Source organism: Candidatus Desulfolinea nitratireducens (assembly GCF_982879505.1).
Genome location: NZ_CEYOSI010000028.1, coordinates 1 through 23,068, shown reverse-complemented (window position 1 = coordinate 23,068; position 23,068 = coordinate 1). Strand labels below are relative to the sequence as shown.

At 50.2% G+C, this 23,068-nt stretch carries 22 protein-coding genes and 1 tRNA gene; 15 read left to right on the top strand and 8 right to left on the bottom strand.

The features are described from left to right. The 3 genes from rsgA to AC3DOM_RS04155 form a co-directional block, all read left to right on the top strand. The coding region (gene rsgA, locus AC3DOM_RS04165) for a ribosome small subunit-dependent GTPase A (protein WP_487917768.1) at positions 1-551 on the top strand (551 nt) is incomplete at its 5' end. Between the two features lie 170 nt (positions 552-721). Beyond that, a complete protein-coding gene (locus tag AC3DOM_RS04160) occupies positions 722-1,279 on the top strand; it encodes a hypothetical protein (RefSeq protein WP_487917767.1) in 558 nt (185 codons plus the stop codon). After that, the gene (locus AC3DOM_RS04155) at positions 1,258-1,572 is read left to right on the top strand and encodes a hypothetical protein (RefSeq protein ID WP_487917766.1); all 315 of its coding nucleotides are present in this window, start codon (positions 1,258-1,260) and stop codon (positions 1,570-1,572) included. The genes AC3DOM_RS04160 and AC3DOM_RS04155 overlap by 22 nt, the downstream gene beginning before the upstream one ends. Before the next feature lie 67 nt (positions 1,573-1,639). Here the strand turns inward: AC3DOM_RS04155 and AC3DOM_RS04150 are convergent, their stop codons facing one another. The 3 genes from AC3DOM_RS04150 to AC3DOM_RS04140 all read right to left on the bottom strand — a co-directional run bounded on the left by AC3DOM_RS04150 (position 1,640) and on the right by AC3DOM_RS04140 (position 4,075). Beyond that, positions 1,640-2,665 (bottom strand): homoserine dehydrogenase, encoded by a 1,026-nt coding sequence (locus AC3DOM_RS04150; protein ID WP_487917765.1) that lies wholly within the window; start codon positions 2,663-2,665, stop codon positions 1,640-1,642. A 50-nt stretch (positions 2,666-2,715) separates the two neighbouring features. Beyond that, entirely contained in the window at positions 2,716-3,435 is a 720-nt protein-coding gene (locus AC3DOM_RS04145; protein ID WP_487917764.1) for an SCO1664 family protein, read from the bottom strand. A 112-nt stretch (positions 3,436-3,547) separates the two neighbouring features. Next, positions 3,548-4,075, bottom strand: coding sequence for a DUF3090 domain-containing protein (locus AC3DOM_RS04140; protein ID WP_487917763.1), 528 nt, complete (start codon positions 4,073-4,075; stop codon positions 3,548-3,550). Between the two features lie 104 nt (positions 4,076-4,179). On the opposite strand from AC3DOM_RS04140, the gene AC3DOM_RS04135 reads away from it, so the two are divergent. Beyond that, positions 4,180-5,859, top strand: coding sequence for an acyl-CoA mutase large subunit family protein (locus AC3DOM_RS04135; RefSeq protein ID WP_487917762.1), 1,680 nt, complete (start codon positions 4,180-4,182; stop codon positions 5,857-5,859). Between the two features lie 260 nt (positions 5,860-6,119). On the opposite strand, the gene rnhB is transcribed toward AC3DOM_RS04135, so the two are convergent. From rnhB to AC3DOM_RS04115, 4 genes are all read right to left on the bottom strand, one after another. Further along, positions 6,120-6,767, bottom strand: a complete 648-nt coding sequence (gene rnhB, locus AC3DOM_RS04130; RefSeq protein ID WP_487917761.1) for a ribonuclease HII — start codon at positions 6,765-6,767, stop codon at positions 6,120-6,122. Further along, positions 6,748-7,479: a dolichyl-phosphate beta-glucosyltransferase gene (locus AC3DOM_RS04125; protein ID WP_487917760.1), complete on the bottom strand. Its 732-nt coding sequence runs from the start codon at positions 7,477-7,479 to the stop codon at positions 6,748-6,750. The genes rnhB and AC3DOM_RS04125 overlap by 20 nt, the downstream gene beginning before the upstream one ends. Positions 7,480-7,482: 3 nt before the next feature. Then, entirely contained in the window at positions 7,483-8,307 is an 825-nt protein-coding gene (locus AC3DOM_RS04120) for a hypothetical protein (protein ID WP_487917759.1), read from the bottom strand. Positions 8,308-8,524: 217 nt separating this feature from the next. Then, positions 8,525-8,602, bottom strand: a tRNA-Pro gene (locus AC3DOM_RS04115). A 24-nt stretch (positions 8,603-8,626) separates the two neighbouring features. On the opposite strand from AC3DOM_RS04115, the gene AC3DOM_RS04110 reads away from it, so the two are divergent. The 11 genes from AC3DOM_RS04110 to AC3DOM_RS04060 all read left to right on the top strand — a co-directional run bounded on the left by AC3DOM_RS04110 (position 8,627) and on the right by AC3DOM_RS04060 (position 20,762). Then, positions 8,627-9,520, top strand: coding sequence for an alpha/beta hydrolase (locus AC3DOM_RS04110; RefSeq protein ID WP_487917758.1), 894 nt, complete (start codon positions 8,627-8,629; stop codon positions 9,518-9,520). Positions 9,521-9,823: 303 nt separating this feature from the next. Next, entirely contained in the window at positions 9,824-10,306 is a 483-nt protein-coding gene (locus tag AC3DOM_RS04105) for a helix-turn-helix transcriptional regulator (protein ID WP_487917757.1), read from the top strand. 288 nt (positions 10,307-10,594) lie between these two features. Then, positions 10,595-11,131, top strand: coding sequence for a hypothetical protein (locus tag AC3DOM_RS04100; RefSeq protein WP_487917756.1), 537 nt, complete (start codon positions 10,595-10,597; stop codon positions 11,129-11,131). A gap of 3 nt (positions 11,132-11,134) precedes the next feature. Next, positions 11,135-11,551, top strand: coding sequence for a DUF8156 family protein (locus AC3DOM_RS04095; protein ID WP_487917755.1), 417 nt, complete (start codon positions 11,135-11,137; stop codon positions 11,549-11,551). Further along, positions 11,541-13,781, top strand: a complete 2,241-nt coding sequence (locus AC3DOM_RS04090) for a DNA polymerase domain-containing protein (RefSeq protein ID WP_487917754.1) — start codon at positions 11,541-11,543, stop codon at positions 13,779-13,781. Before AC3DOM_RS04095 ends, AC3DOM_RS04090 begins: the two co-directional genes overlap by 11 nt. Positions 13,782-13,999: 218 nt before the next feature. Further along, positions 14,000-14,341, top strand: a complete 342-nt coding sequence (gene gatC, locus AC3DOM_RS04085) for an Asp-tRNA(Asn)/Glu-tRNA(Gln) amidotransferase subunit GatC (protein ID WP_487917753.1) — start codon at positions 14,000-14,002, stop codon at positions 14,339-14,341. Then, entirely contained in the window at positions 14,338-15,774 is a 1,437-nt protein-coding gene (gene gatA / locus AC3DOM_RS04080) for an Asp-tRNA(Asn)/Glu-tRNA(Gln) amidotransferase subunit GatA (protein ID WP_487917752.1), read from the top strand. The genes gatC and gatA overlap by 4 nt, the downstream gene beginning before the upstream one ends. A gap of 107 nt (positions 15,775-15,881) precedes the next feature. Further along, positions 15,882-16,865 (top strand): UDP-glucose 4-epimerase GalE, encoded by a 984-nt coding sequence (gene galE / locus AC3DOM_RS04075; RefSeq protein ID WP_487917751.1) that lies wholly within the window; start codon positions 15,882-15,884, stop codon positions 16,863-16,865. Further along, positions 16,862-17,506, top strand: coding sequence for a site-2 protease family protein (locus tag AC3DOM_RS04070; protein WP_487917750.1), 645 nt, complete (start codon positions 16,862-16,864; stop codon positions 17,504-17,506). The genes galE and AC3DOM_RS04070 overlap by 4 nt, the downstream gene beginning before the upstream one ends. A gap of 169 nt (positions 17,507-17,675) precedes the next feature. Then, on the top strand, positions 17,676-18,641 hold the full coding sequence (locus AC3DOM_RS04065) for a tRNA dihydrouridine synthase (RefSeq protein ID WP_487917749.1): 966 nt from the start codon (positions 17,676-17,678) through the stop codon (positions 18,639-18,641). 126 nt (positions 18,642-18,767) lie between these two features. Beyond that, a complete protein-coding gene (locus tag AC3DOM_RS04060) occupies positions 18,768-20,762 on the top strand; it encodes an APC family permease (RefSeq protein WP_487917748.1) in 1,995 nt (664 codons plus the stop codon). Between the two features lie 517 nt (positions 20,763-21,279). Here AC3DOM_RS04060 and guaB read toward each other — a convergent pair. Next, positions 21,280-22,719 carry an IMP dehydrogenase gene (gene guaB / locus AC3DOM_RS04055; RefSeq protein WP_487917747.1) on the bottom strand — a complete coding sequence of 480 codons (1,440 nt, stop codon included), beginning with the start codon at positions 22,717-22,719 and terminating at the stop codon, positions 21,280-21,282. Between the last annotated feature and the right edge of the window lie 349 nt (positions 22,720-23,068).

Genomic DNA, 23,068 nt, shown 5'->3' with positions numbered 1-23,068 from the left:
TCTGCATCAACAAGATCGATCTGATCGAGGATCAAATGGCATTTGACGCCATCGTCCAACCCTATTCAGCTTTGGGATATCGCCTGGTCCTGGCCAGCGCAGTCACCGGAGAGGGGATTGATGAGCTCCGCACTATCCTTGGAGAAAGCGCCACGGTTTTAGCCGGTCTCTCTGGGGTGGGCAAATCATCGCTGTTGACAGCAATCCAGCCTGATCTGGATTTACACACAAGGAGTGTCGCCGAGCGTGGCCTCTTCCGGGGGCAGGGACGGCATACGACAACCCAAGCATCCCTGTGGAAGCTGGAAAATGGCGGGATTGTGATCGATACTCCCGGCATCCGCTCTTTTGGGCTTGCTGGTATCACCCAATCGGAATTGGCGGGCTGGTACCCTGAGATGGCCTCTCTCTCTGGAAGCTGTCGCTATGCAGATTGTACTCATCTAAATGAACCAGAGTGTATGATCAAGGATGCCGTTAAATCAGGGCGAGTATCCCAGCCTCGTTATAAAAACTATTCCACGATTCGAGAATCCCTGCCTGTCTCATGAAAATAGAATATGACCTAATAAAAAATGCGCCTGAGATCAGGCGCATTTTACTTTTTTTGTTGTGAATAAAAATTATTCCTAGCTACCAGACACTTTTATAAATAAAAAGATTGATCGGCATAAAACCGGGTAAAGTTGTTTTTGCGAAAACACAATATCAGGAGAACACTATGCCGACCAACCACTTGTATCATACATGGATTCAACGAATTAGTGGATTGCATCCAGGACAAAGAATTACCCAAACCCGCAATTTTGTTTTGTTGATATACGGGATTTACCAGAGTCGTTCAGTTTACTTGAGCCGGATCACTGGAAAAATACCTGGCAAAGCCAAGCTACAGAGTACCGTCAAACGTTTTGATCGTTTTCTCAACAACCCAGCGGTTAGCGTTCGTAAATGGTATCAGCCGATCGCTCTTCAATGGATGGCAGAACAGTTTGCGAGAATCGGAGAAATCCACTTGATTGTGGATGGCACCAAGGTTGGCTTTGGTCATCAATTACTGATGGTTAGCATTGCATATCGCAAACGTGCCATCCCGATTGCCTGGACTTGGGTCAAACATGTTCGTGGACATAGCACAAGCGGTAAACAAATTGCCTTGCTGGCCTATGTAAAAACGCTCATTCCGCGTGGCGCAGCCGTTTTTTTGGTTGGCGACACTGAGTTTGGCTCTGTAAAAGTACTAAAACAACTGGAGAAATGGCAATCTGGATGGCCCTGATGGACAAAATACCTGTGGCCGGTTTTGTTGCAGTCAATCCAGGTGGGCCCTATATCAACGATATTAAGAACTGGGAGCCAATTTTTGAAAAGAGCGAAAACTTCAACGAAAAACGCGGCTATTTTGTTGTGGGCGAGAAGGACCCAAACCTTGAGAATGTGAAAGCCTTGTATGAGTTATTGGTATCCAAGGGGATGGCTTGCGAATTTTTCATCTCACCTGAAATTGCCCACGATTTCCCGGATGATTTTAATCAGATATTAGCTCAGGCATTGAAATATATACGAGAATAAAGAAATCTAAGGGTAGTCACAATTTGTACCTGCCCCCGCATCTTTCAAGGAAACGGGTCCCTCAAAATTAATTCTTTACTGCATTGATAAAATCTGCTAACAGACCGTAGGCAGTGGTATGTGGGCCTGGGTCTTTCTCCACGACCGAAAGATCACCCAATACATCGCTTTTAAATTCGACAATGGATGAGGTCCCCTCCACGCTGTAAATCGGAGAGGTGCTGGGGATCAGTTCCGGTGCAACGCGGGCGATGATATTTTCCCTGTCTCGTTCGGCGGAGCAGATCAGTTTATAGCGCTTATTTTCTTTGAGTGCATTGGCAACCATTTCGGGGGTGATCTCCCTGATGCCTGTCCGATCTACATCCTGGGGTTTGAGGGGGATGCCCATCAATACGGTCACCAGCGCGGCAACCTTGATCGCTGCATCCCAGCCGTCCACATCGCCGGAGGGATCAGTTTCCGCGATCCCCACATCCTGGCAATGCTTCACAGCTTCATCGAACCTATCGCCTTTTTCCATGCGCGTCAGGATCAGATTCGTGGTCGAGTTCAGGATGCCTTTGAACGCCAGCAATTTTGATGCAGGAATGGCTTCGCGGAACAGGGAAAAGATCGGCGCGCCGTCCATCACGGTCGATTCGTGCAGAAATTTAACACCCTTCGAGGCAGCCAAATCCTGTAATTCTTTATAGGCGTGAACAACAGGACCTTTATTTGCAGTGCAGACGTGCATCCCCAATTCCAGCGCAGTCCTGACATGGTCAAGAGCTGGTTGACCGGTTTCGTGATTAACAGAGGTGTTTTCAAAAAGCACATCTGCCTGGGATTTGTGTATAAAGCCAAGCGAAGTGGTGATCGGCGTAGTTGTTAACATACTCAATGGACGTCCAGAGCGCACCAATTCCAGCGCGCCGTATAGATCCACCCCGCTTTGATTAACGAGAGAGCCGTGTCGTCCGGTTGCGATCCCGGTCGTCGAGAAGGTGATCCCATAACGTTCCTTGAGTTCTTTTTCTTTACGGATAAGCAATTCTGCCAATGCGCGGCCAACGTTGCCAAAGCCAAGAAATGCGAGTTTGTAATGAGGCATGGGTTTTCTCCAATTTGAACTGTGGTTGCAGGGACGGGGTTATTCCGCCTTTATAAAGGTGGATAAGGAAAAGCGCGCCGATCTTCAGGCGAGAGCGGAAATATTCGCTCTGATAAAATTCGTTCTGCGCGTGCATTTAGAGCAGCGATCTCTTCGGGGCTGAGATAAGGCTTCAGGTTGGCTGGCAACCCTAAATCACGGGCGAGTTCGCCGTGTAAGCGATCCAGATCATCCAGTAAATCGGATGGGATTTCTTCTCCTGCAAAATCCCATACCACGGTTCGTAATTTATCTTCCTGGTGAAGACAAACGCCGTGATCGATCAGCCAGATGGCGTGGGAATCCTCTTCAAAAAGGATATGGCTTCCCTTGCGATCGGCGTTGTTGATCAGCAGGTCAAAGAGAACAACGGGACGCAGGAGGGCTTTATCCTCGTCGCTAAAATTGAAATAATGATAATTAGGGTCGTAGGGAACGAAGCGCTGGAGCGAGCCGGGACCATAAGGAGCTTCGTCACGCAGCACGGTCAGGGGAACAAAACCCCAACCGAGGGCCTCGCTGATCAGGTAGGTAGCCACCTCACGTTGAGCGAGGGTATTGTCGGGAAAATCCCAGAGACGCTGCTCACCCTGTGATGGTTTGTAGACAGCCTTAAATTCACCCTTGGCATGGCGCAGTTTTACAAGGAAGGTATAGTTTGAACCGTGCATGAACTGGCCCTCAAGCTCAAGTTCACCTTCTTCTAAAATGGTTTGAAGTTCAGCAGGCATAAAATGAAATTTCACCAGAGAGCACACAAAGGGCACAGAGGTTTTTCTCTCTCTGAGTTCTCAGTGGTCTCTGTGATGAAAAAAGATTTAAATTGCCAATGCAACTCATTATTTAGTGTTTATGCCCGTTCTTTTTTGGGCAAAAATGACCCTCTGGCTCCATGGGCTCACCACATTGAGTGCAGATCTGTCGTCCGCCCTTGACCACTTCAGCGCCCCAGCGGGCCAGCGCACGGGCCTGTGCCCGGGTACACCAGAGGCGAACCACAGCGCCGTCTTCGGCAGGTAAATCTTCCAGGAGCAGTTCGCGGGAGATCAGGATCATTTTATCTTCTGCCTGGTCATAGCCCAGGCTGATCTCGCCAACACGAAAGAGCGGGTCCACGGGTGGGCTGATGCGCATCACCTCTTCAACATACCTGCTGGAGGCTTCAACAAGATCAGGATTCTGTTGCCTTACTTCAGCAAGGAATTTTTCGATACCGATCGAGAGCGAATCAAGTTGGATCTTTTCAATAATTACCGTTAAAACCTGCTCACCCTTCCAGGCATGCAGATAAAAGACACGCTGGCCGGGTTTCCCGATGGCGTCTGCTGTAATATGGTCTACTGGGTCAAGCTCATATAGTTTTTCTGACATGGATGATCCTCGATTTTTAAGATGCGAAAAGTATACCATCCACACGATCTTTTAATACTCCCATGCTATAATTTTTCTCTCATCAACCTCCCGAGGAGATCACTATGTACGACAAAGAAACTCTGGCAGAACTGGAAAAAATACTCAACGAATGGGAAGAGGGGACTCTCAAGGAAACTACCGACCGATTCCCTGAAAGACAGGATAGATTTATGACGACCTCCTCTGAGGAAGTCGAGCGGCTTTATACGCCTGCCAGCATCCCGGATTTCGATTACGCCCGTGACCTGGGCTTGCCCGGCGAATACCCCTTTACGCGCGGCGTTCACCCCACCATGCATCGTGGCCGTTTGTGGACGATGCGCATGTTTGCCGGATTTGGGACCGCAGAGGAAACGAACACCCGCTTCAAGTATCTCCTCGACGAGGGGCAGACCGGCCTTTCGATTGCCTTCGACCTGCCCACCTTGATGGGCTACGATACTGACGCCCCCGAAGCCCTGGGCGAATTTGGCAAATGCGGGGTTGGCATCTCCTCCCTGCGGGATATGGAGATCCTGCTCGAAGGCATCCCCCTCGACAAGGTCTCCTCCAGCATGACGATCAATTCACCGGCCTCGATCATCTGGGCGATGTATATCGCTGCTGCTGAGAAAAAAGGGGTGAAACGTGAACAGTTGCGCGGCACCCTCCAGAACGATATTCTCAAAGAGTATATTGCCCAAAAAGAATATATCTTCCCGCCCGAACCCTCGATGCGCCTGGTGACTGACACGATCGAATTTGGCACCAATGAATTACCCCAATGGAATACGATCAGCATCTCTGGCTATCATATCCGCGAGGCAGGCTCAACCGCTGCGCAGGAACTGGCCTTTACCCTCGCCGATGGATTCGAATACGTCCGCTGGGCGTTGGAACGTGGCCTCGATATCGACGATTTTGCCCCGCGTCTCTCACTCTTTTTTAATTCACATAATGATTTCTTTGAAGAGATCGCCAAATACCGTGCGGCCCGCCGTATTTGGGCGCGCGAGATGAAAGAGACCTTTGGGGCGAAGAATCCCCGCTCGTGGCTGATGCGTTTTCATACCCAGACCGCAGGAGCCTCGCTGACTGCTCAGCAACCAGAGATCAATGTTGTCCGTGTTGCGCTTCAGGCTTTGGCCGGGGTCCTCGGCGGAACACAATCCCTGCATACCAACAGCCAGGATGAAGCGCTTGCGCTGCCATCCGCAGAAGCCGTCACGATTGCCCTGCGTACCCAGCAGATCATCGCTGAAGAATCAGGCGTGACAAACACGATTGACCCTCTTGGTGGCTCTTATTTTGTCGAGGCGCAGACCAACCGCATCGAGGCACAGGTTTATGATTACTTCCGCCGGATCGAAGATTTGGGCGGGATGTTGCCAGCCATCGACAAAGGGTTCTTCCAGAGCGAAATCTCGGATGCGGCCTATCGTTATCAGCGCGAGATTGATGGAAATGAACGTCGGGTAGTTGGTGTGAATGCCTATAACGACGATAAACCGGTCAAGATCCCGATCCTCGAGATGGATCCGCAGGGTTATGAACGACAGCTTGCCCGTCTCGAAGATGTTCGCAAAACACGTGATAATGATCAGGTTGCAAAAAGCCTGGCTCGTTTGCGCAAGGTTTGCGAAGGGTCAGAAAACACGATGCCCCATATCCTCGACGCCGTCCGCAGCTACGCCACGCTTGGCGAGATCGTCGATGTTATGAGGGATGTCTTTGGGACATACGAGGAGCCAACCTGGATTTAGCTGCCAGTGCCCGGTAGTCAGTTTTCAGTAGACAGTAAAAGCGGAGAGTTGAAAAAACTCTCCGTTTTTTTATGGACAGTTCCTCCCCTAAATATAAAGAATTTGGGGGCACTCTTCGAGTATGCTATGCGAAGGCTAGTCCATAATCAAGGGACATATTTGTAAAGGATAACCTTGCGAGAGTTTCTGGTTGAGATAAGATAGTTTTTATTCCAACTCTCGCAAGGTTGGCGTACTACAATACCTTATTTAGAAATGCACTAGGTGGAGGCCAATTTAAAACTCTGCCGATGAATACGACTTTTCCCCAGTTTCTGGATCGCCTTCCGGTGCAGCCTCGTTCCATAGCCTTTATGGCGGGACAACGTGTAACCCGGAAATTGCTCGTCGAGAATACGCATTTGTGCATCTCGGGCAGTTTTCGCCAGGACCGAAGCAGCTGCGATCGTTAATGAACGCATATCACCTTTGACGAATTTCTCCTGGGGGACCTCTATGTCGGGGAGATCGAGATAGTCGGTGATCAGGTAATCGGGGATCAGGGATAGGGATTCCACAGCTCTTCTGGCAGCTAATCGCGTAGCGGGGAGGATGCCGATCTGATCGATTTCGGCGGGGGAGGCAAATCCCACACTCCAGGATAATGAGGCCTCTTTGATCAGCGGCTCGAAGCGTTCCCGCTGGAGGGCAGTCATCTGCTTGGAATCACGGACACCAGCCAAAATCTGCGTGAGTTTTGGGATGTTGGGGAGGATCACAACTGCCGCAGCCACCGGCCCGGCCAGGGCGCCGCGTCCAGCCTCATCAATCCCCCCGATTTGTAAAGATCCTTTTTCCCAGAGTCTTTTTTCAATTTTTAGATCTGGGAATTTAGGGAGTGTACTCAGATCAAACTTTTTTCTGGTCATAAAGGCCCTGACGGGCGTTTTTGCGGATTTGGATCAGGTCGAGGAACATGCGGAAGGAATCGCGGAGAACGTTGATCTTGCTCTCATTCTTGTAATACCAGGGGATGGGGAGCTCAACGATTTTATAGGCGCGCAGATTGGCAATAAAGAGAATTTCGATGTCGAAGGCCCAGCCATCGATACTTTGGTATTGGAAAATATCTTCGGCAATCTCAGCACGGAAGCCTTTGAAACCGCATTGGGTATCGTGGAGTTTTGGCAGGGCAAGCAAACGGATGAGCAGGTTATAGATACGTCCGGTAAAATGGCGATAGCCTGGCTCATCATAGCGGATGGCCCCCTTGACTTCACGGGAAGCAATAACGATATCTGAATTGAGATTGGGCGGGATAAAATGTCGCACTTCTTCGATGGGCATGGAAAGATCGGCATCGCAAAAAACACGATATTGTCCTTTGGCTTCGAGCATTCCACGTTGGACAGCCAGCCCTTTTCCAGCTTTCTTGTTTTGAAGAACGCGCAGATTGGCATATTCCTTTGTCAATTTCTGTGCCAATGCATAGGTTTCGTCGCTGCTGCCGTTCTCGACAACGATCACTTCGGAAGGATAATCTTCGCTTTCGAGAAAAGTGAAGACCTGCTTCAGCGTATCAAGAAGGCGCTTTTCTTCGTTATAAGCAGGGATGATGATAGAAAGAAAGGGTGATGTCATTAGCTAGGCAAAAAACAGTATGCCGATGATGAAAGCGATCAGGAGACATACCACGATTGCGCCCAAAATCCCCAGAACTGCGAACTGTTTCCCCGTCATGCCAAAATAATCTGTTGAGGCTTTTTTTGCAGGTCGACGGGCGGCTACTCTGGGTGTGGGTGTTTTGGCAGGTATTTCATCGTCAAAGGCGAATCCAATTTTCCCCATATCATTTGTGGTCGGAGATGCCTTTGGTCGGTGGGGATTCACAATAGCCTCAGCAACTTCGTGGACATCTTCCGCGCTCATCACAGGCGGGTTTTGAGTTAATGATGCTGCAAAACGTTCTGCTGCATCGCTCATTACGATCCGTACAATCGGACGCTCAGAGGCTATATGCATGGTAGGGTTAACCGATAGAAGGATTGGCTCAATACCCTCAGTCAATTCAAGGCCTTTGCGCTTTAGATAAACATCCACTGCTTTGCCAAACTGGGCTGTACGTTTAAGGAGATTGATCCCTGATTCTTTGAATTTTCCGTCTGAAATAACCCCCCATGAATCATTTCTGGCGCGGTATGAGCCTTGTAAATGAGTGACAAAAATGACCTGGATGCCGGGCGGACCGATCAAGATTAATGGGATCGTGATCTCCGAGTTTTCGAGCGTATGATTTCGAATCAGAGTGAATCTTTTGTCCAGATGTTTTTTGAGGATCGCAATCGCTTTTTGCTGGACCTGTAAATTGGGATACCAGGAAAACCCATATTGCAGTGTGCCCTGAATTCGATCGATAAAGCTGACTGACCCGTCTTCATTGATAAAGGGTGTATTATCAATAATTCTCATGGAGAATACCTTTTCTTAAAAGAATTGACTTGTCAATTTTAGCACAAGCGGCCTAAAACAAATACGCTGAATTTTCTGATAAAGATTGTGTTGCGACATTTCTAAGGGAAAACCGCCGACCAAAAAGATAAGCTGACAGTTGATGGTCGGGGCGGGCGGATGAGTCCTGTTCCCTTAACGGGAAAACCGCCGACCAAAAAGATAAGCCGACGGTTGATGGTCGGGGCGGGCGGATTTGAACCGCCGACCCCCGCGTCCCAAACGCGGTGCGCTGACCGAACTGCGCTACGCCCCGAGCGGGAAGAGTATAATCCCAAGCATGGATAACCGTCAAGCATTCAAACCGTTGAATTGGACGGGTGTGTTTCTTGTCTGGATTTCGGCTTGCTTGTACCTAACAGGGTGCTCGCCAGTCAATTTATCGACACCTGCTCCCACGCCGTCTCCTCTTCCATCGTCCACCCCACCTGTGCCCACTCCCACGTTGGTGAAGCCGACCCCAACCCCTGAAGGATGCCTCGAGCAGCGTGGGCAAGTTCATCGGGTCGCGTTCGATTCGGAGGCACTGCCGCAATTTATGATTTACCTCCCTGCCTGTTATGATGCCGATCCCGATACACTTTATCCCGTCCTCTATCTTCTGCATGGACAGGGATTTGAAGATGATCAATGGATCCGTTTGGGCGTTGCGGTTGCTGCCGATGACATGATGTGGAGGAATGAGATTCCCCCTTATTTGATCGTGATGCCTTTTGATAAAGCCTCCTGGCGTAGTGTAGAAGATGATTATTTTGGCGAGGCGCTGGTAGCTGAGCTGATCCCCTTTGTGGATGAGCACTATCGCACTTTGGCGAGAAGAGATTATCGAGCCATTGGCGGCCTTTCGCGTGGGGCGGGCTGGGCGATCCGGTATGGGTTGACACGATGGGAACTTTTCAGTGCCTTTGGTGGACATTCTGCGGCGATCTTCTACAAGGATAATGGAAAATTGGATGATTGGCTCGCAGAGATTCCTGCCGTCTATATGCCGGAAATTTATTTGGATATTGGCGATCAGGATAAAGAACACGGCTCGGCGTTTTTGTTTACTGAATTATTAGTTGAAGAGGGCGTTTCCCATGAGTGGCGACTCTTTTCGGGAAATCATGACGAGTCATATTGGAGCGCACATGTGGATGACTATTTGCGCTGGTATGGGGGTGTATTTAGATAATGTGGAGGGAGTGCCTAAACCACAGGATACAAATGATTTTGCGAAGCGAAGCAATCTCATTCTTCGGGTGGGAGATTGCTTCGACGATAAAGCCGTCTCGCAAAGACGCGTCTTTTTATGTTTTTGAATTTAGACACTTCCAATGTGGATATGCACTTGACCATAGAACATATGTTCTGGTAATATAGTTAGACTTCTTTTTTTCAATTTGCCAGAGTGGATTTTCTAACCCTGCCTGAAATGCTCTCTCCCTGCATTCACTCTTTTGCTCATAAATAATTCCTAGAGAGAGATGTGTTTGGTATGTCAGAAAACGGATTTGGTTTTATGAGACGTAGTTTGAAGCGCAAGATAGAAAAACTTTTGCGCTCTCAGGCTGCACCTGGTCGCAAAACCAAACTCCCCAGTCAATTAAATACCAAAGATTTGGTTGTGGCGCTGGATGATGCGGTATTGCAGAAATTATCAGAAATGGCACATCAAGACGATATGGATACTGGCCCCTTTGTCTTGAGTTTGTTGAATGAGGCTGCACATGGGCAAGATTCTCAATATTTGGTTGATCTCTGGCAACAGCTGACCAGACGTGAACAGGAAGTGGCAGCACTGGCCTGTCAGGGAATGACCAATCCCGAGATCGCCGAGGCCCTTCATATCTCGGGGGAAACTGTCAAGAAGCATATCAGCAGCCTATTGCATAAATTCCAGATCAGGGGAAGAGGGGTACTAAGGTGGATGTTGGAAGGCTGGAATTTCGATAATCCCAAGACGCCCTGGAAAATATGAGGAAAATCCAGGTGCTTTCGTTGCCGGTATCACGGTACTTAATTGAACCGCGAAGAGACGAAGGGCCCGAAGAAAAAACAAAAACATCATGGAAAAAGCGCGACCTCGTCCTTTTTATGGTTTCAAAACCTAAAACCTTTGTGTTCTTCGCGCCTTCGCGGTAATAACCCCAGATCACGTTTAAGTGCCCTCCTATTGCGCTGCCTCCCCCATAGGGGTAGATGGAATTTCTGATAAATTACTCTATAGGGAATAGACGAAGCCGATAAAGTTAATTACAGTAGGGGGATGAATAATAAAGACCAACTGACTTCTAAAAATTTAATACTTATCACCGGGCAGCGCAGTTACACATACTCACAGATGCATGTGCTTATCGTGGAGTTGGCGCTGTTGGGCCCGCTGAAATTATTGATCGGGGGAAATCGTTATGATCATTATGGGATCAATTATGCCCTGGCTGCGAGAAGCAGTCGCTATGAGCATATCCTGAAAGAGCATATCTTCCTTTCACGGGCAGAAACCTGCTACCAAATGGTTGAGTTGTTGATCCAAACGCAGGCTGATCATAGACCAAGTTTGGTGCTGGATATTTTGGCCACTTTCCACGATGAAGGCGTTCCTGAGCGAGAAATCAACCAGCTGTTATTTGAAGCCATTTCCGCTCTGCGTCGGTTAAGTCAGCTGGCAACGGTAGTGGTCAGTGCCTGTCTGGGACAGAACCGACCTCATTTGTTGAATGCGCTGGAAAAGGCAGTTGATCGAGTCGAATATCCACCAATGGAACCTCCGGAAGCTATTCACCAATACAACTTGAGCGAGTGATTGATGGGACATACCGTACCGCCATTTACATGGCAATACCAAAAAGAAAAGATGTATTTCAGCAAATTCCGGCGTGCTTTGTTGCTGGCAGAAGATAAACGCATTTTTGATGATCTCTGGAATAAAGCCGAGTTCCATATCCCTGCTGCGGAAAAAGCATCCCATCCCCTGCCAATTACTACGATTTTGATGATGATGAATCTGGAACAGCAAAAAACGATTCAGCAACTTGAGAACAAAACCAGAGCTCAAGCCCAGCTCATCGAACGTTTGGAGAAGGCTTTGAAAAAGAATCAGGCTCAATCAATTTACTTAACGAATAGATTGGAAAGCATCGAGACCGAGGTCGAAGCCAGGCTACAGGCCTTTCGGGATGAGATGCTTTTGATCAAATATCCGGAGTATATCTATGCCCCGTGAGGTGAGGGGCTGGCTGCTATCGGTTTATGCCGATCAGGTTGAGGGTGCAGTGCTCTGGCTATTGGCCGAGGATGGGAAGCGCCACCGCCTGACGCAGCCCTTCCAAACCACCTTTTATATTTCAGGGGATGATGGACGTTTGAAGAGTATCCAGGCTGATTTGAAAAAATTTTATCCTCGACCCAAAACGGCTTTCCTGACCCGACGAGATTTATATAGTGGCATGCTCCCGGTGCTGGCGATCCAGGTGGATAACCCGGTTGCCCAGCAACGGTTGTTTTATCGTATGAAAAGATCCTATAAGTGGATCCGTTATTTCGATGCCAAGATACCGTTCCCGATCCGCTATGGGGTTAGCAAAAAGGTTTTTCCAATGGCAAAATGCAAGGTGCAGGTGGATGATCAGGATCAGATCCTTGAAATTGAAGCCCTCGACAGCCCCTGGGATATGGCATTCGACCTGCCACCTCTGCGCATCCTTGCGATCGAGCCAGATGTGGATCCTCATCACGCAACGCCGGCATCTCTGACTATCCAATACGAAGATGTGCAGCATACTTTGAGTCTGTCAGATGAGCCAAGGCTGCTAAAGCAATTTCAAAGCATTCTGGATGAATATGATCCTGATGTGATCTTCGCCCGCTGGGGGGACGGTTGGCTATTTCCTTTTTTAATTGCAAGCGCGAAGAGGTATGGAATAGATTTCAATCCCAGCCGGGATGAGGGGCAGAAATACCACAGCATTCAGGAAAATACCTTTGAAAGCTATGGGAGCATCTATTTCAGGGATCAGCAAACCCGTCTGTTTGGACGCTGGCATATCGATCCGAAAAACTCAACGATGGATATGGGGTTCAAGTTCAGTATGCGCTCGGCGATTGAATTGGCGCGGGTTACCAGCGTGGACGTGCAAACTGCTGCCCGCAATAGCCCCGGTTCCGGCTTTACCGCCATGCAGATCAGGGAAGCATTTCAACGGGGAATCCTGATCCCACTGCATAAACGCCAGACCGAGCGCTATAAATCCGCATGGGGTTTGAACTTTGCAGATGGAGGCGGGTTGAACTACAGGCCGATCGTCGGGGTCCATAAAGGTGTTGCCGAGATCGATTTTTTCTCAATGTACCCATCGATCATGATGACCTGGAATATCAGCGGGGAGACGGTAGGAGTCAGGGGAAAGAAAACGCGCATCATTCCCGATAGCGGTGTGCCCATCACCCAGGATGTGGACGGTCTGGTAGCGAGTGTCCTCAGACCATTGCTTAAAAAGAGACTGAGTGTCAAACGCGCAATGAAAAAACTTGAAAAAGATGATCCGCAACGCCAGATACTCCAGTCTGTTGCCGATGCCCTTAAGTGGTTGGGATATGTATCTTTTGGCTATCAGGGATATAAGAATAACCTCTTTGGCAATATCCAGGCCCATGAAGCGATCTGTGCGATCGGCCGCGAGACCTTGGTCACTTCCCTTGAAACAGCTCATGAAATGGGTTTTAGGGTCCTGGCTGCCAATGTGGATAGCCTCTTTGTACAGAAGGAAGGCGCCAAAGTTCCCGATGATTTCAAACCACTGATGGATGAAATCCTCTTTCGAACTGGTTTGATCATTGAGTTGGAAGGCATCTTTGATTGGCTGATCTTTACCGCATCCAAAATGAACCCTCGGATTGGGGCGGCCAATCGCTATTTTGGCAAATTCGATGATGGCGGTCTAAAAGTCAGGGGGATGGCACAGCGCAGATCGGATACCTGCACCTGGATCGCAAATGCAGAGCGAGAGATCATGGCGCTTTTGGCAAGCGAAGCCGATGCAGCCAAATTGGCTGATTTCATTCCACAGGTGATCAAACTCACCCAGACATCGATCGAAGAACTGGACGCGGAGCACGTACTGATCGAAGACCTTGTCTGCCAGACAAAACTATCCAGGGAACCCGCCGAGTACAGAGGCAACTCCACCTCGGCCAAGGCCGCCAGACAATTGGCTGCTGAAGGAAAAGATCTGCGTGTTGGGCAAAGAGTGAAATTCATTTATACACACGGTGAAAAAACCAATATCTTTGCCTGGGGATTATCCATTGAGCAGGACTATTCCCTGGTAAGCAAAAAACGCTACAAGGAATTGCTGCTGCGGACAGTACACCAAATCCTGCAGCCCCTGGGATTGGAAGAAGACGATCTGCTGAGCCTGGTCTATGACAACCGCAGGCAGCTTGCTTTCGACTAGCTAAAAAGCTGGTAGTGGTAAAAAAGACTGAGGACGTCATTGCGAGCAAAGCTTGCGAAGCGAAGCAATCCCCAAACTAGTCCAAGAGACTGCCGCGTCAGGCTAACGCCTCCCTCGCAGTGACATTGTATCGCTTCAACTCAACCACTACCAAAAAACCTAAGAAAAGATCAGTCACACCTTTGAAAGCATCCCTGTTCTAACGTATAATCTGCCACATGTCTCTAAAACTGGAAGAAGTTGAATATATTGCAAAACTGGCGCATCTCGATCTGAGCGCAGAGGAGAAGGCCCGTTATCGCGAGCAGCTCTCTGATATTCTCGATCATATCGCCATGTTGAATAAACTGGACACCTCCGGCATCTCCCCGATGGCGAATGCTGTTGAGGGCGCCAGCCCTCTCCGCGCGGATGAAGCACGGGAGCCGTTGGATAGAGAGGCCTTGCTCAAGAATGCCCCGGACGCAAAAGATGGGCAGTTCAAGGTTCCGGCGGTTTTTGGGGAGAAAAGACAGATTCTCCCCCCTCCTGAGGGGGGAGCTAGAGGGGGGCAGAAGTGAATCTCCCCGAAACGCTAAAAGCCTTGGAGGATGGAAAAACCACGAGCCGCACGTTGACCGGGGCTTGCCTGGCGCGTGTAGAAGCATTGGATCAGTCCCTGCACGCTTTTCTGCATGTTGACAAAGCTGGCGCCCTCGAACGTGCCAGCCAAATGGACGCAGCAGATTTGCCCCTGCGCGGGATCCCGATCGCGGTCAAAGATGTGCTCATGGTCGAGGGGATGCCCGCCACCTGTGGCTCAAAAATCCTCGAAGGCTTTATCCCGCCTTTTACCGCGACGGCAGTCAAAAAATTACAGGATGCCGGGGCGGTGATTATCGGAAAGACAAATACCGATGAGTTCGCGATGGGCTCCTCGACAGAAAATTCCGCGTATGGTGTCACTCACAACCCCTGGAATCTGGATCGGGTGCCCGGCGGCTCCTCCGGCGGGAGTGCGGCAGCCGTCGCAGCGGGAATCGTCCCGGCAGCCTTGGGAACGGATACCGGCGGCTCGATCCGGCAGCCGGCCTCTTTTTGCGGGATCTCTGGGATCAAGCCGACCTATGGACGTGTTTCCCGTTATGGCCTGGCAGCCTATGGTTCTTCACTGGATTCTGTCGGTGTTCTGGGTCGTTCGGTTGATGACCTGGTTCCGCTTTTTGAGATCATGACGGGCAAAGATCCCCTCGATGCGACCACGGTGGATCCTTCGACTGCGCTCCTCCCTCTGGTCGCCGCTCAGGATGATGGATCATTACAGGGTACGAGAATCGGCGTCCCGGCGGAATATTTTGTTAAAGGGATTCAAGCCGAAGTTGAGGGAGCGGTCCGGGAGGCGATCCAGACGCTGAAAGAGTTGGGAGCAGAGATCATCCCCGTCAGCCTGCCGCATACCGAATACGCGCTTCCCGTTTATTATATTTTGGCACCTGCCGAAGCTTCGGCAAATCTGGCACGCTATGATGGTATCCGCTACGGGCCGCGTGAAGGCGAAGACACCTTGCAGGAAATCTACCGCCAAACCCGCGGAAAACGCTTTGGCCCCGAAGTTGAACGGCGGATCATGCTGGGAACTTACGCCCTCTCGGCCGGTTATTATGATGCCTATTACGGTCAGGCGCAGAAGGTGCGCACGCTGATCCGGCGTGATTTTGAACAGGCTTTCGAGCAGGTGGATGCGATCGCTGCCCCAATTGCGCCAACAACAGCCTTTGAAATTGGCGCTCATGGTGACGATCCACTGGCGATGTATCTTGAAGATATTTTCACCCTTCCGGCAAATTTGGCGGGGGTGCCAGGTTTGGCCATCCCCGTCGGTTTTGATGGGGATCAGATGCCGATCGGGATGCAGTTGATGGGGGCAAATTTCAGCGAAGAGCTGTTATTTGGCATCGGGCGTATTTATCAAGAAGCGACCGATTGGCATACGATGAAACCATCTATTGCGTAATGCTTTTAAACACAAAGGTCACGAAGGTTCACAAAGTAAAAACATTTTTTTCTTCGTGCTTCTTGGTGTCCTTTGTGTTTAGGCTTTTCTACAAATAAGGAAATTCTATGAATATCTTTCTGACAGGTGGCGCGGGCTATATCGGCTCTGCCACTGCTGAAGCATTACTAACAGCTGGAAACCAGGTCACGGTTTATGATTCTCTGGTGACGGGATACAGGCAGGCTGTGCCAGAGGGTGCGGAATTTATCCACGCCGATCTGGGCGATGAAGAGGCGCTCAAGGCTGCTTTTTCCAACCGGAAATTTGATGCAGTCATGCATTTCGCTGCCTTTATTGAAGCTGGTGAGAGCATGAAAGACCCGGGCAAATTCATCCGGAATAATCTGGTTAATTCCTCACGGCTGATCGAAGCAGCTGCACTCGCCGGTGTCGGACGTTTTGTGCTTTCCTCCACAGCGGCGGTCTATCAATCCAGCGATGAGCCGCTCCGTGAAGAATCCCCGCTTGGGCCAACCAATACCTACGGCTATACCAAATTGGCGGTCGAGCGTATTCTTGATTGGTACAGAAAGATTCACGGGCTCCATTTTGCCGCCTTGCGCTACTTCAACGCTTCCGGCGCAATGCCGGGACGCGGCGAGGCGCACCAGCCAGAGTCGCATCTGATCCCGCTCGTGCTGCAAGTCCCCCTCGGAAAGCGTGAGCATATCGGCATTTACGGCACTGATTATCCTACCCGCGATGGGACGGCGATCCGTGATTATATCCATATTGCCGATCTGGTCTCCGCCCATCTTCTCGCCCTGGATGCCCTTTCCGGGCAGGATAAGCTGGTCTACAACATCGGCAACGGGAAGGGATATTCCGTTAGTGAAGTGATCGAGACGGCCCGCACGGTGACCGGAGATTTGATCCCGGCTGTCGAAGCCCCCCGCCGCCCCGGAGACCCGGCCCGACTGGTCGCCTCTTCAGAGAAGATCCGCCGGGAACTGGGCTGGCAGCCGCAATATCCCGATTTGAAAGATATTATCGCTTCGGCGTGGGCGTGGCACGAATCCCATCCGAATGGCTACGAGGAACTAAAATGACCTTTCTGATTGTCCTGATCGGATGGATATTCTCGCTCAGTTTCCATGAATTTTCTCATGCCCTGGTCGCTTATTTTGGTGGTGACACCAGCGTACGAGAAAAGGGGTATCTGACCTTCAATCCCCTCAAATATACCCATCCGGTTTATTCGCTGCTGCTGCCTTTGCTCTTTCTTTTCATGGGCGGGATCGGTCTCCCCGGCGGCGCAGTCTATATTGAAACCTGGCGATTACATAGCCGAAAGTGGAGGAGCGCGGTCTCGTTGGCGGGACCCGCAGCCAATTTGATCCTGATCATCCTCCTTGCGATACTTTTCCGCTTTGCCCCTGTAAACACGACAGGTATCTGGCCCGGGCTGGCTTTTCTGGGCTTATTGCAAATCTATGCGCTGGTCTTAAATCTCATCCCTGTCCCGCCTTTTGACGGATTTGGCGCGCTTGAGCCATTTCTCGGCCAGGATATTTTGGAGAAAATCGAACCGATCCGTGGGATGATGATCTGGATCGTGATCGCCGCCCTTTGGTATGTCCCCTTTGTTAGCAATCTCTTTTCCACGCTGATCTTCTCCATTGCCGATCTCTTCAATTTCCCTCTGGACCTCGTCGCAGTGGGATATCAGCAATTCTTTTTCTGGAGATGATGATTGCAGTTCCTGAGCGGAAGGCGACAGCTTTTGAGCCTGTAGTCGAAGGATGGGTTATGCTACTGCCGCTCTTCGACTGCGCCCTGCTCCGCTCAGAGACTGGATGCTATTTTTATCATGGTACTCTTGATAGAGTATTAAGATCAAAATCTTAACGCTTTCAAAAATGACCTCAACGTCCTCTCCCACTTTCCATATCCGTGATCTTCCTGTCTATGGCGATGCGCTGCTTGCCCCAATGATGGGATTTTCAGATTGGCCCTTCCGCTCGCTTTGTCGGGAGCTGGGATCGGCGGTCAGCTATACGGAATTTGCGCGTGCCGAGGGGTTGATCCACAATATGCGGCGTGTAGCCGAGAAGCTGGAATATACAGAGGCTGAGCGCCCGGTCATCTTTCAGATCTACAGCAACGATGTGGACTATATGGTCGAGGCTGCGCTGAAAATCCAGGAGTTGCGCCCCGATGTGATCGATATCAATATGGGCTGCCCGACCAAAGCAATTGCAAACGGTGGCGCAGGTGTCGGGATGATGCGCACTCCGCTCAAGGTGGCGCGGCTATTCAAGAGGCTGACCCGTGAGCTGGAGGTGCCCGTCACGGCAAAAATCCGGATGGGCTGGGATGATTGCCAGAATTACAAGTTGATCTCCCGGATCGTTGAGGAGAACGGGGGTTCGCTGATCGCCATCCACGGGCGAACGCGGGAAGGTGGACGCGAGAGCAAAGCCAATTGGGATGTGATCGCTGAGATCAAGCAGTTGGTCAAAATCCCTGTTCTTGGGAATGGGGATGTAAATACCGTTGCCGATATCGCAAAGATGAAAGCGCATACCGGCTGTGACGGGGTCATGATTGGCCGCGCCGCGATCGGGAACCCGTGGATATTCTCGGGGATCGACCGGGATCAGGTCACGCTCGATCAGGTCCGCCAAATGATGGCCAAACATCTCGAGCGGAATCTGAAATTTTACGGGGAGGAGCTGGGGATCAATCTATTCCGCAAGCATGTTGTTCAATATATTTCTCCTTATAGAACCAGACGCCGTTTCCGACGTGAATTGTTGACGCGGGAGACTGCAGATGAGTTTTTGGCCTTGCTGGAGAAGATCAATGATTATCAAGCAGAGTAGCATCTTTTCTGCGTTTATTCTCCTCGAGGCATTTTCATTTTAATCTTGTATTAGTATGAATATCATGTATAATTCCCCCGTTAATTTTCTGGCGTCCAAATGGGCGTTTTTTTCTTTGAGGCTGGAATGAATAATTCGAAATTTAAACATATCCTGTTTGGAGAACCTTTTCCGACCAGCATGGCGATTCACGAACGCCTGGACAAAGTGCGCGGTTTGGCAATTTTTGCATCGGACCCGATCAGCAGTAACGCCTACGCAACCGAAGCTGTGATGAGCATCCTGATCGTTATCGGTAGCGGGGCTCTTTCGATGACCATGCCCATCGTGATGGCAATTGCCGCGTTGGTGCTGATCGTGGTCTTCAGCTATATCCAGACCATTTTGCATTACCCCAAAGGTGGCGGCTCCTATATTGTGGCCAAAGATAATCTTGGTACGCTCCCTTCGCTGATTGCGGCCGGGGCATTGCTGACAGATTATTCGCTCACTGTTTCTGTTTCTGTCTCCGCCGGGATCAGGGCGATCGTCTCCGCTTTTCCTGAAATTTACGATTATCGCGTTTTGCTCGCATTGGGAACAATTGCGATTCTGACGTGGATGAACTTGCGTGGTGTCCGTGAAAGTGGTTCTGTCTTTGCGTTTCCTACCTATGCCTTTATCGGCGGCGTATTCCTGGTGATCATGATTGGCCTGGTGCGCAGTTTCGGGCTTTTTGGTGTCGCTCCTCTCGCCCCTCAAGTGATTACTGGAGAGATGCTGACCGAAGACCTGACCCAACTTGGCATGATCTGGATCTTGCTGCGCGCTTTTGCTGCGGGTTGTACAGCCCTAACCGGCATCGAAGCGATCAGCGATGGCGTGCAAGCTTTCAAGCCCCCTGAGGCGAAAAATGCTGCTCAAACAATGGTAACGATGGGCGTGATCGCGATGACCTTATTCGTCGGGATCAGCTTCTTAGCCACATACTTGAACTTGATCCCTGCCCACCACGATAGCCTGCTTTCACAACTAACGCGTACCATCACCGGCGAAGGTTTCATCTATTACTGGGTGCAGATTTTTACCATGCTCATTCTTGTTCTGGCAGCCAACACCGGCTATCAGGATTTCCCTCGTCTTGGCTATTTCCTCGCCCGTGACAAATTCATGCCCCGTTGGTTGACCAATCAGGGCGACCGCCTCGTCTTTAACGGTGGCATCATCACTTTGGCAATTGTTTCTTCCATCGTCGTTATCATTTTCAAAGCAGACGAATTCGCCATGCTGCCCCTTTACGCCATCGGTGTCATGCTCTCTTTCACCATCTCGCAATCAGGCATGGTCAAATTGTTGACCAAAGTTTCCAAGCTGAAACCTGGTGAGACATTGGACACGCTTGAAACACATTTGCATCATGAAAAAGGATGGCAATGGAAACGGATCGTCAACGCGCTTGGCGCAACCACCACAGCCATCGTCTTTATCGTTTTGGTCGTCACAAAATTCGCCGAGGGCGCCTGGATTATCGTCCTCCTTATCCCGCTCATTATCACCATGTTCTACAGCATCCATCGCCACTACGACAATGTTTCCGAAAATCTCAGCACCCGTAACCTTGAAGAAACAGAGATCAGCCATGTTGCCGATGTAGTTATCCTGCCGATTGGTGATGTGCATCGCGGCACATTGCGCGCCCTGCAATATGCCAAACTAATCACGAAAGATGTTCGCGCAGTCTACATTTCTACAGATGCTTCGCTCAAAGAGCGTTTCCTGCGCCGCTGGAAAAAATTCCCCTTGCTGACCCAAAACGTCAACCTGATCGGCATCGACTACGATTACCGGGATGTTCTCACACCGCTTATCGAATATATTGAGCATGTTCACAGCGTAGAATTCCCCGATCAATCGATTACCGTTATCATTCCCGAGATCCTGACAAACTCCCTCCTCTCCAGTGGCCTGCATAACAAGACTGCCCTGCTGCTGCGTGGACGCTTGCGCCATTATCTTGACATCATTATCATCGAGATCCCCTTCCACATTTTGCCCCCGAAGAAAAAACCGGAATTCAAACTTACAAAAACGGTGGATGAAGTCCCCGCCCCGCTCGAGGACGAGGCACCTGCTACCGATTAAAACAGTTTTTTCCCCACAATAAAAGACACCGGGTTTTTGAATCACCCGGTGTCTTTTTATCAATCAGTGAGAATCTGTACAGTTCCTCCCGAAGGATACCGGGACGGTGTAGTCGCCTGTGCCTGACAGGTGAAGGACGGATTATGCCAATGTCGCTCTTCACCCGTTCGGGTACAGGCGATTGCGCTCTGCTCCGCTCAAAGACTGAATTTTTACTTAACCTACGTCACTGCGAGCATTTTTTCGCGAAGCAGTCTCCCTTGTTGTGAGGGAGATTGCCGCACTCCGCTACGCTACGTTCGCAATGACATCAATTTACTTTTTCGAACTTCCAGCTCATTGCCTATCTTAAACAAAGACGCCGAAGTTAGTCAAAAACTCGGCGTCTTTTCATCTTAAAATAAGTAGTGATTAAATAACTTTTCCTTTTGTCGAAGAGTGTCACGCTACAAGCGTGACCTACATCATCAAACTAGACGTAGGTCACGTTTCCAACGTGACATTCACGGAAAGCAATTTACGTCACTTCCACATCATGGGGATGAGATTCTTTCAGACCAACAGCTGTGATCCGCACCAGGACGGCTTTCTCGTGCAGCTCTTCGATGCTGTGGGCATTGGTATAGCTCATCCCGGATTGCAACCCGCCAACCAGTTGCTTGAGTATTTCCCGGGCCGGGCCGCGATAGGGAACCGCCGCTTCCACGCCCTCAGAAACATAATCTTCGATTTCCTCTTTGGTGATCTCACTTTCGCCTTCGCGGGATTTCCGTGCCAAATTCGCCTGCAGGGAGGCCATGCCGCGCGAGACTTTATAACGATGCCCTTTTCGGGTGATGACCATACCGGGACTCTCGTCGGCACCGGCCAGTAAGCTCCCGACCATGACCGTGGATGCCCCCGCTGCCAAAGCCTTGACGATATCCCCTGAAGTGCGGATACCACCGTCGGCGATAATGGGGATCCCCTGCGGGCGGGCGACCGCGGCAGATTGCATTACGGCTGTAAATTGGGGCACACCTGCGCCTGCCACGATGCGTGTGATGCAGATCGAACCGGGACCAACCCCAACTTTGACTGCGTTCACCCCGGCATCAATTAATCGCTGGGTCCCTTCGCCTGTGGCGACATTCCCACCGATGATCTGAGCCTGGGGAAAATTCACCCGGATTTGCTTGATAATATCAATTTCCAGCTTTGAGTCGCCGTGGGCAATATCCACTACGATGCAATCTGCCCCTGCCTCTAGCAATTGCTCGACACGTTTTAATTCACTTTCCTTCACACCCACCGCAGCGCCAATCGCCAGCCGTCCTCGCGTATCCTTGGTGGCCTGGGGGTATTTGGCCTTCTTCATAATATCCTTGAGGGTGATCAACCCGGCCAGACTGCCATCCGCGTTGACCAGGGGCAGTTTTTCGATGCGGTACTCATGGAAAATTTGCTCAGCTTTTTCCGGTTTTGTATCAGGCGCTGCAGTGACCACTTTCTTTGTCATGATTTCTGTGATCGGTCGCTCGTTATGCTTCTCAAAGAGCATATCCCGGGTGGTGACGATTCCAACTACGTGATTGGAGTCATTCACGATCAGAATGCCGCCGGTTTCAGTTTCTTCCATCACCCGTCGTACGTCGCCCACCGTGCTGGTCTCATGGAGGGTGAGCGGATTATCGACTACAAAGGAGACGGCTTTTTTCACTTGTTGGATCTGCCTGACCTGATCGGCAATGGTCATAAAGCGATGGATGATACCGATCCCACCCTGACGCGCCATTATGATCCCCATTTCCTTTTCGGTGACGGTATCCATATTGGCAGAGACGATCGGGATTTGCATCTCAATATCCGGGGTCAGTTGGGTCTGCGTCGATAATTTGCGACGTGATTTCACATCCGAATATTGGGGCGTTAGCAGGACATCATCGTATGTCAGCGCTACTTCCGGTAAGATTTTCATCAACTTCTCCTTTGGCTTTCTCAGACGTAGAAAAGGCGGTTTTCTGCATATTTTATAATCACTCAACCTCCCCAGAAATGTCTCTGCGAGGAGCATGCTATTGCGACGTGGCAGTCTCCTAAATCAGTATATTGCTGTATTTCTCTGACCGCATGGACGTTAACGTCCACGCAAAGCCAAAGCCCGCAACCCTAAAGGGTGCTTCGCGAAAGCGGACTCTCTCGTTGCATGAACGAAAAAGTCCCATTATTCTAATTGTCATTTTTAGATACCAAAACAGCCATTCCCCGTGATTATATGGCAATCAGAAATATACTACAATGATATAATGAAAATTGTGAACGAGGAA

What these genes read in the sequence shown, in the direction of transcription:
- AC3DOM_RS04160 (WP_487917767.1), top strand. Translation starts at nt 722, where the DNA reads ATGCCGACCAACCACTTGTATCATACATGGATTCAACGAATTAGTGGA.
- AC3DOM_RS04155 (WP_487917766.1), top strand. Translation starts at nt 1,258, where the DNA reads ATGGCAATCTGGATGGCCCTGATGGACAAAATACCTGTGGCCGGTTTT.
- AC3DOM_RS04150 (WP_487917765.1), bottom strand. Translation starts at nt 2,665, where the DNA reads ATGCCTCATTACAAACTCGCATTTCTTGGCTTTGGCAACGTTGGCCGC.
- AC3DOM_RS04145 (WP_487917764.1), bottom strand. Translation starts at nt 3,435, where the DNA reads ATGCCTGCTGAACTTCAAACCATTTTAGAAGAAGGTGAACTTGAGCTT.
- AC3DOM_RS04140 (WP_487917763.1), bottom strand. Translation starts at nt 4,075, where the DNA reads ATGTCAGAAAAACTATATGAGCTTGACCCAGTAGACCATATTACAGCA.
- AC3DOM_RS04135 (WP_487917762.1), top strand. Translation starts at nt 4,180, where the DNA reads ATGTACGACAAAGAAACTCTGGCAGAACTGGAAAAAATACTCAACGAA.
- rnhB (WP_487917761.1), bottom strand. Translation starts at nt 6,767, where the DNA reads ATGACCAGAAAAAAGTTTGATCTGAGTACACTCCCTAAATTCCCAGAT.
- AC3DOM_RS04125 (WP_487917760.1), bottom strand. Translation starts at nt 7,479, where the DNA reads ATGACATCACCCTTTCTTTCTATCATCATCCCTGCTTATAACGAAGAA.
- AC3DOM_RS04120 (WP_487917759.1), bottom strand. Translation starts at nt 8,307, where the DNA reads ATGAGAATTATTGATAATACACCCTTTATCAATGAAGACGGGTCAGTC.
- AC3DOM_RS04110 (WP_487917758.1), top strand. Translation starts at nt 8,627, where the DNA reads ATGGATAACCGTCAAGCATTCAAACCGTTGAATTGGACGGGTGTGTTT.
- AC3DOM_RS04105 (WP_487917757.1), top strand. Translation starts at nt 9,824, where the DNA reads ATGTCAGAAAACGGATTTGGTTTTATGAGACGTAGTTTGAAGCGCAAG.
- AC3DOM_RS04100 (WP_487917756.1), top strand. Translation starts at nt 10,595, where the DNA reads ATGAATAATAAAGACCAACTGACTTCTAAAAATTTAATACTTATCACC.
- AC3DOM_RS04095 (WP_487917755.1), top strand. Translation starts at nt 11,135, where the DNA reads ATGGGACATACCGTACCGCCATTTACATGGCAATACCAAAAAGAAAAG.
- AC3DOM_RS04090 (WP_487917754.1), top strand. Translation starts at nt 11,541, where the DNA reads ATGCCCCGTGAGGTGAGGGGCTGGCTGCTATCGGTTTATGCCGATCAG.
- gatC (WP_487917753.1), top strand. Translation starts at nt 14,000, where the DNA reads ATGTCTCTAAAACTGGAAGAAGTTGAATATATTGCAAAACTGGCGCAT.
- galE (WP_487917751.1), top strand. Translation starts at nt 15,882, where the DNA reads ATGAATATCTTTCTGACAGGTGGCGCGGGCTATATCGGCTCTGCCACT.
- AC3DOM_RS04070 (WP_487917750.1), top strand. Translation starts at nt 16,862, where the DNA reads ATGACCTTTCTGATTGTCCTGATCGGATGGATATTCTCGCTCAGTTTC.
- AC3DOM_RS04065 (WP_487917749.1), top strand. Translation starts at nt 17,676, where the DNA reads ATGACCTCAACGTCCTCTCCCACTTTCCATATCCGTGATCTTCCTGTC.
- AC3DOM_RS04060 (WP_487917748.1), top strand. Translation starts at nt 18,768, where the DNA reads ATGAATAATTCGAAATTTAAACATATCCTGTTTGGAGAACCTTTTCCG.
- guaB (WP_487917747.1), bottom strand. Translation starts at nt 22,719, where the DNA reads ATGAAAATCTTACCGGAAGTAGCGCTGACATACGATGATGTCCTGCTA.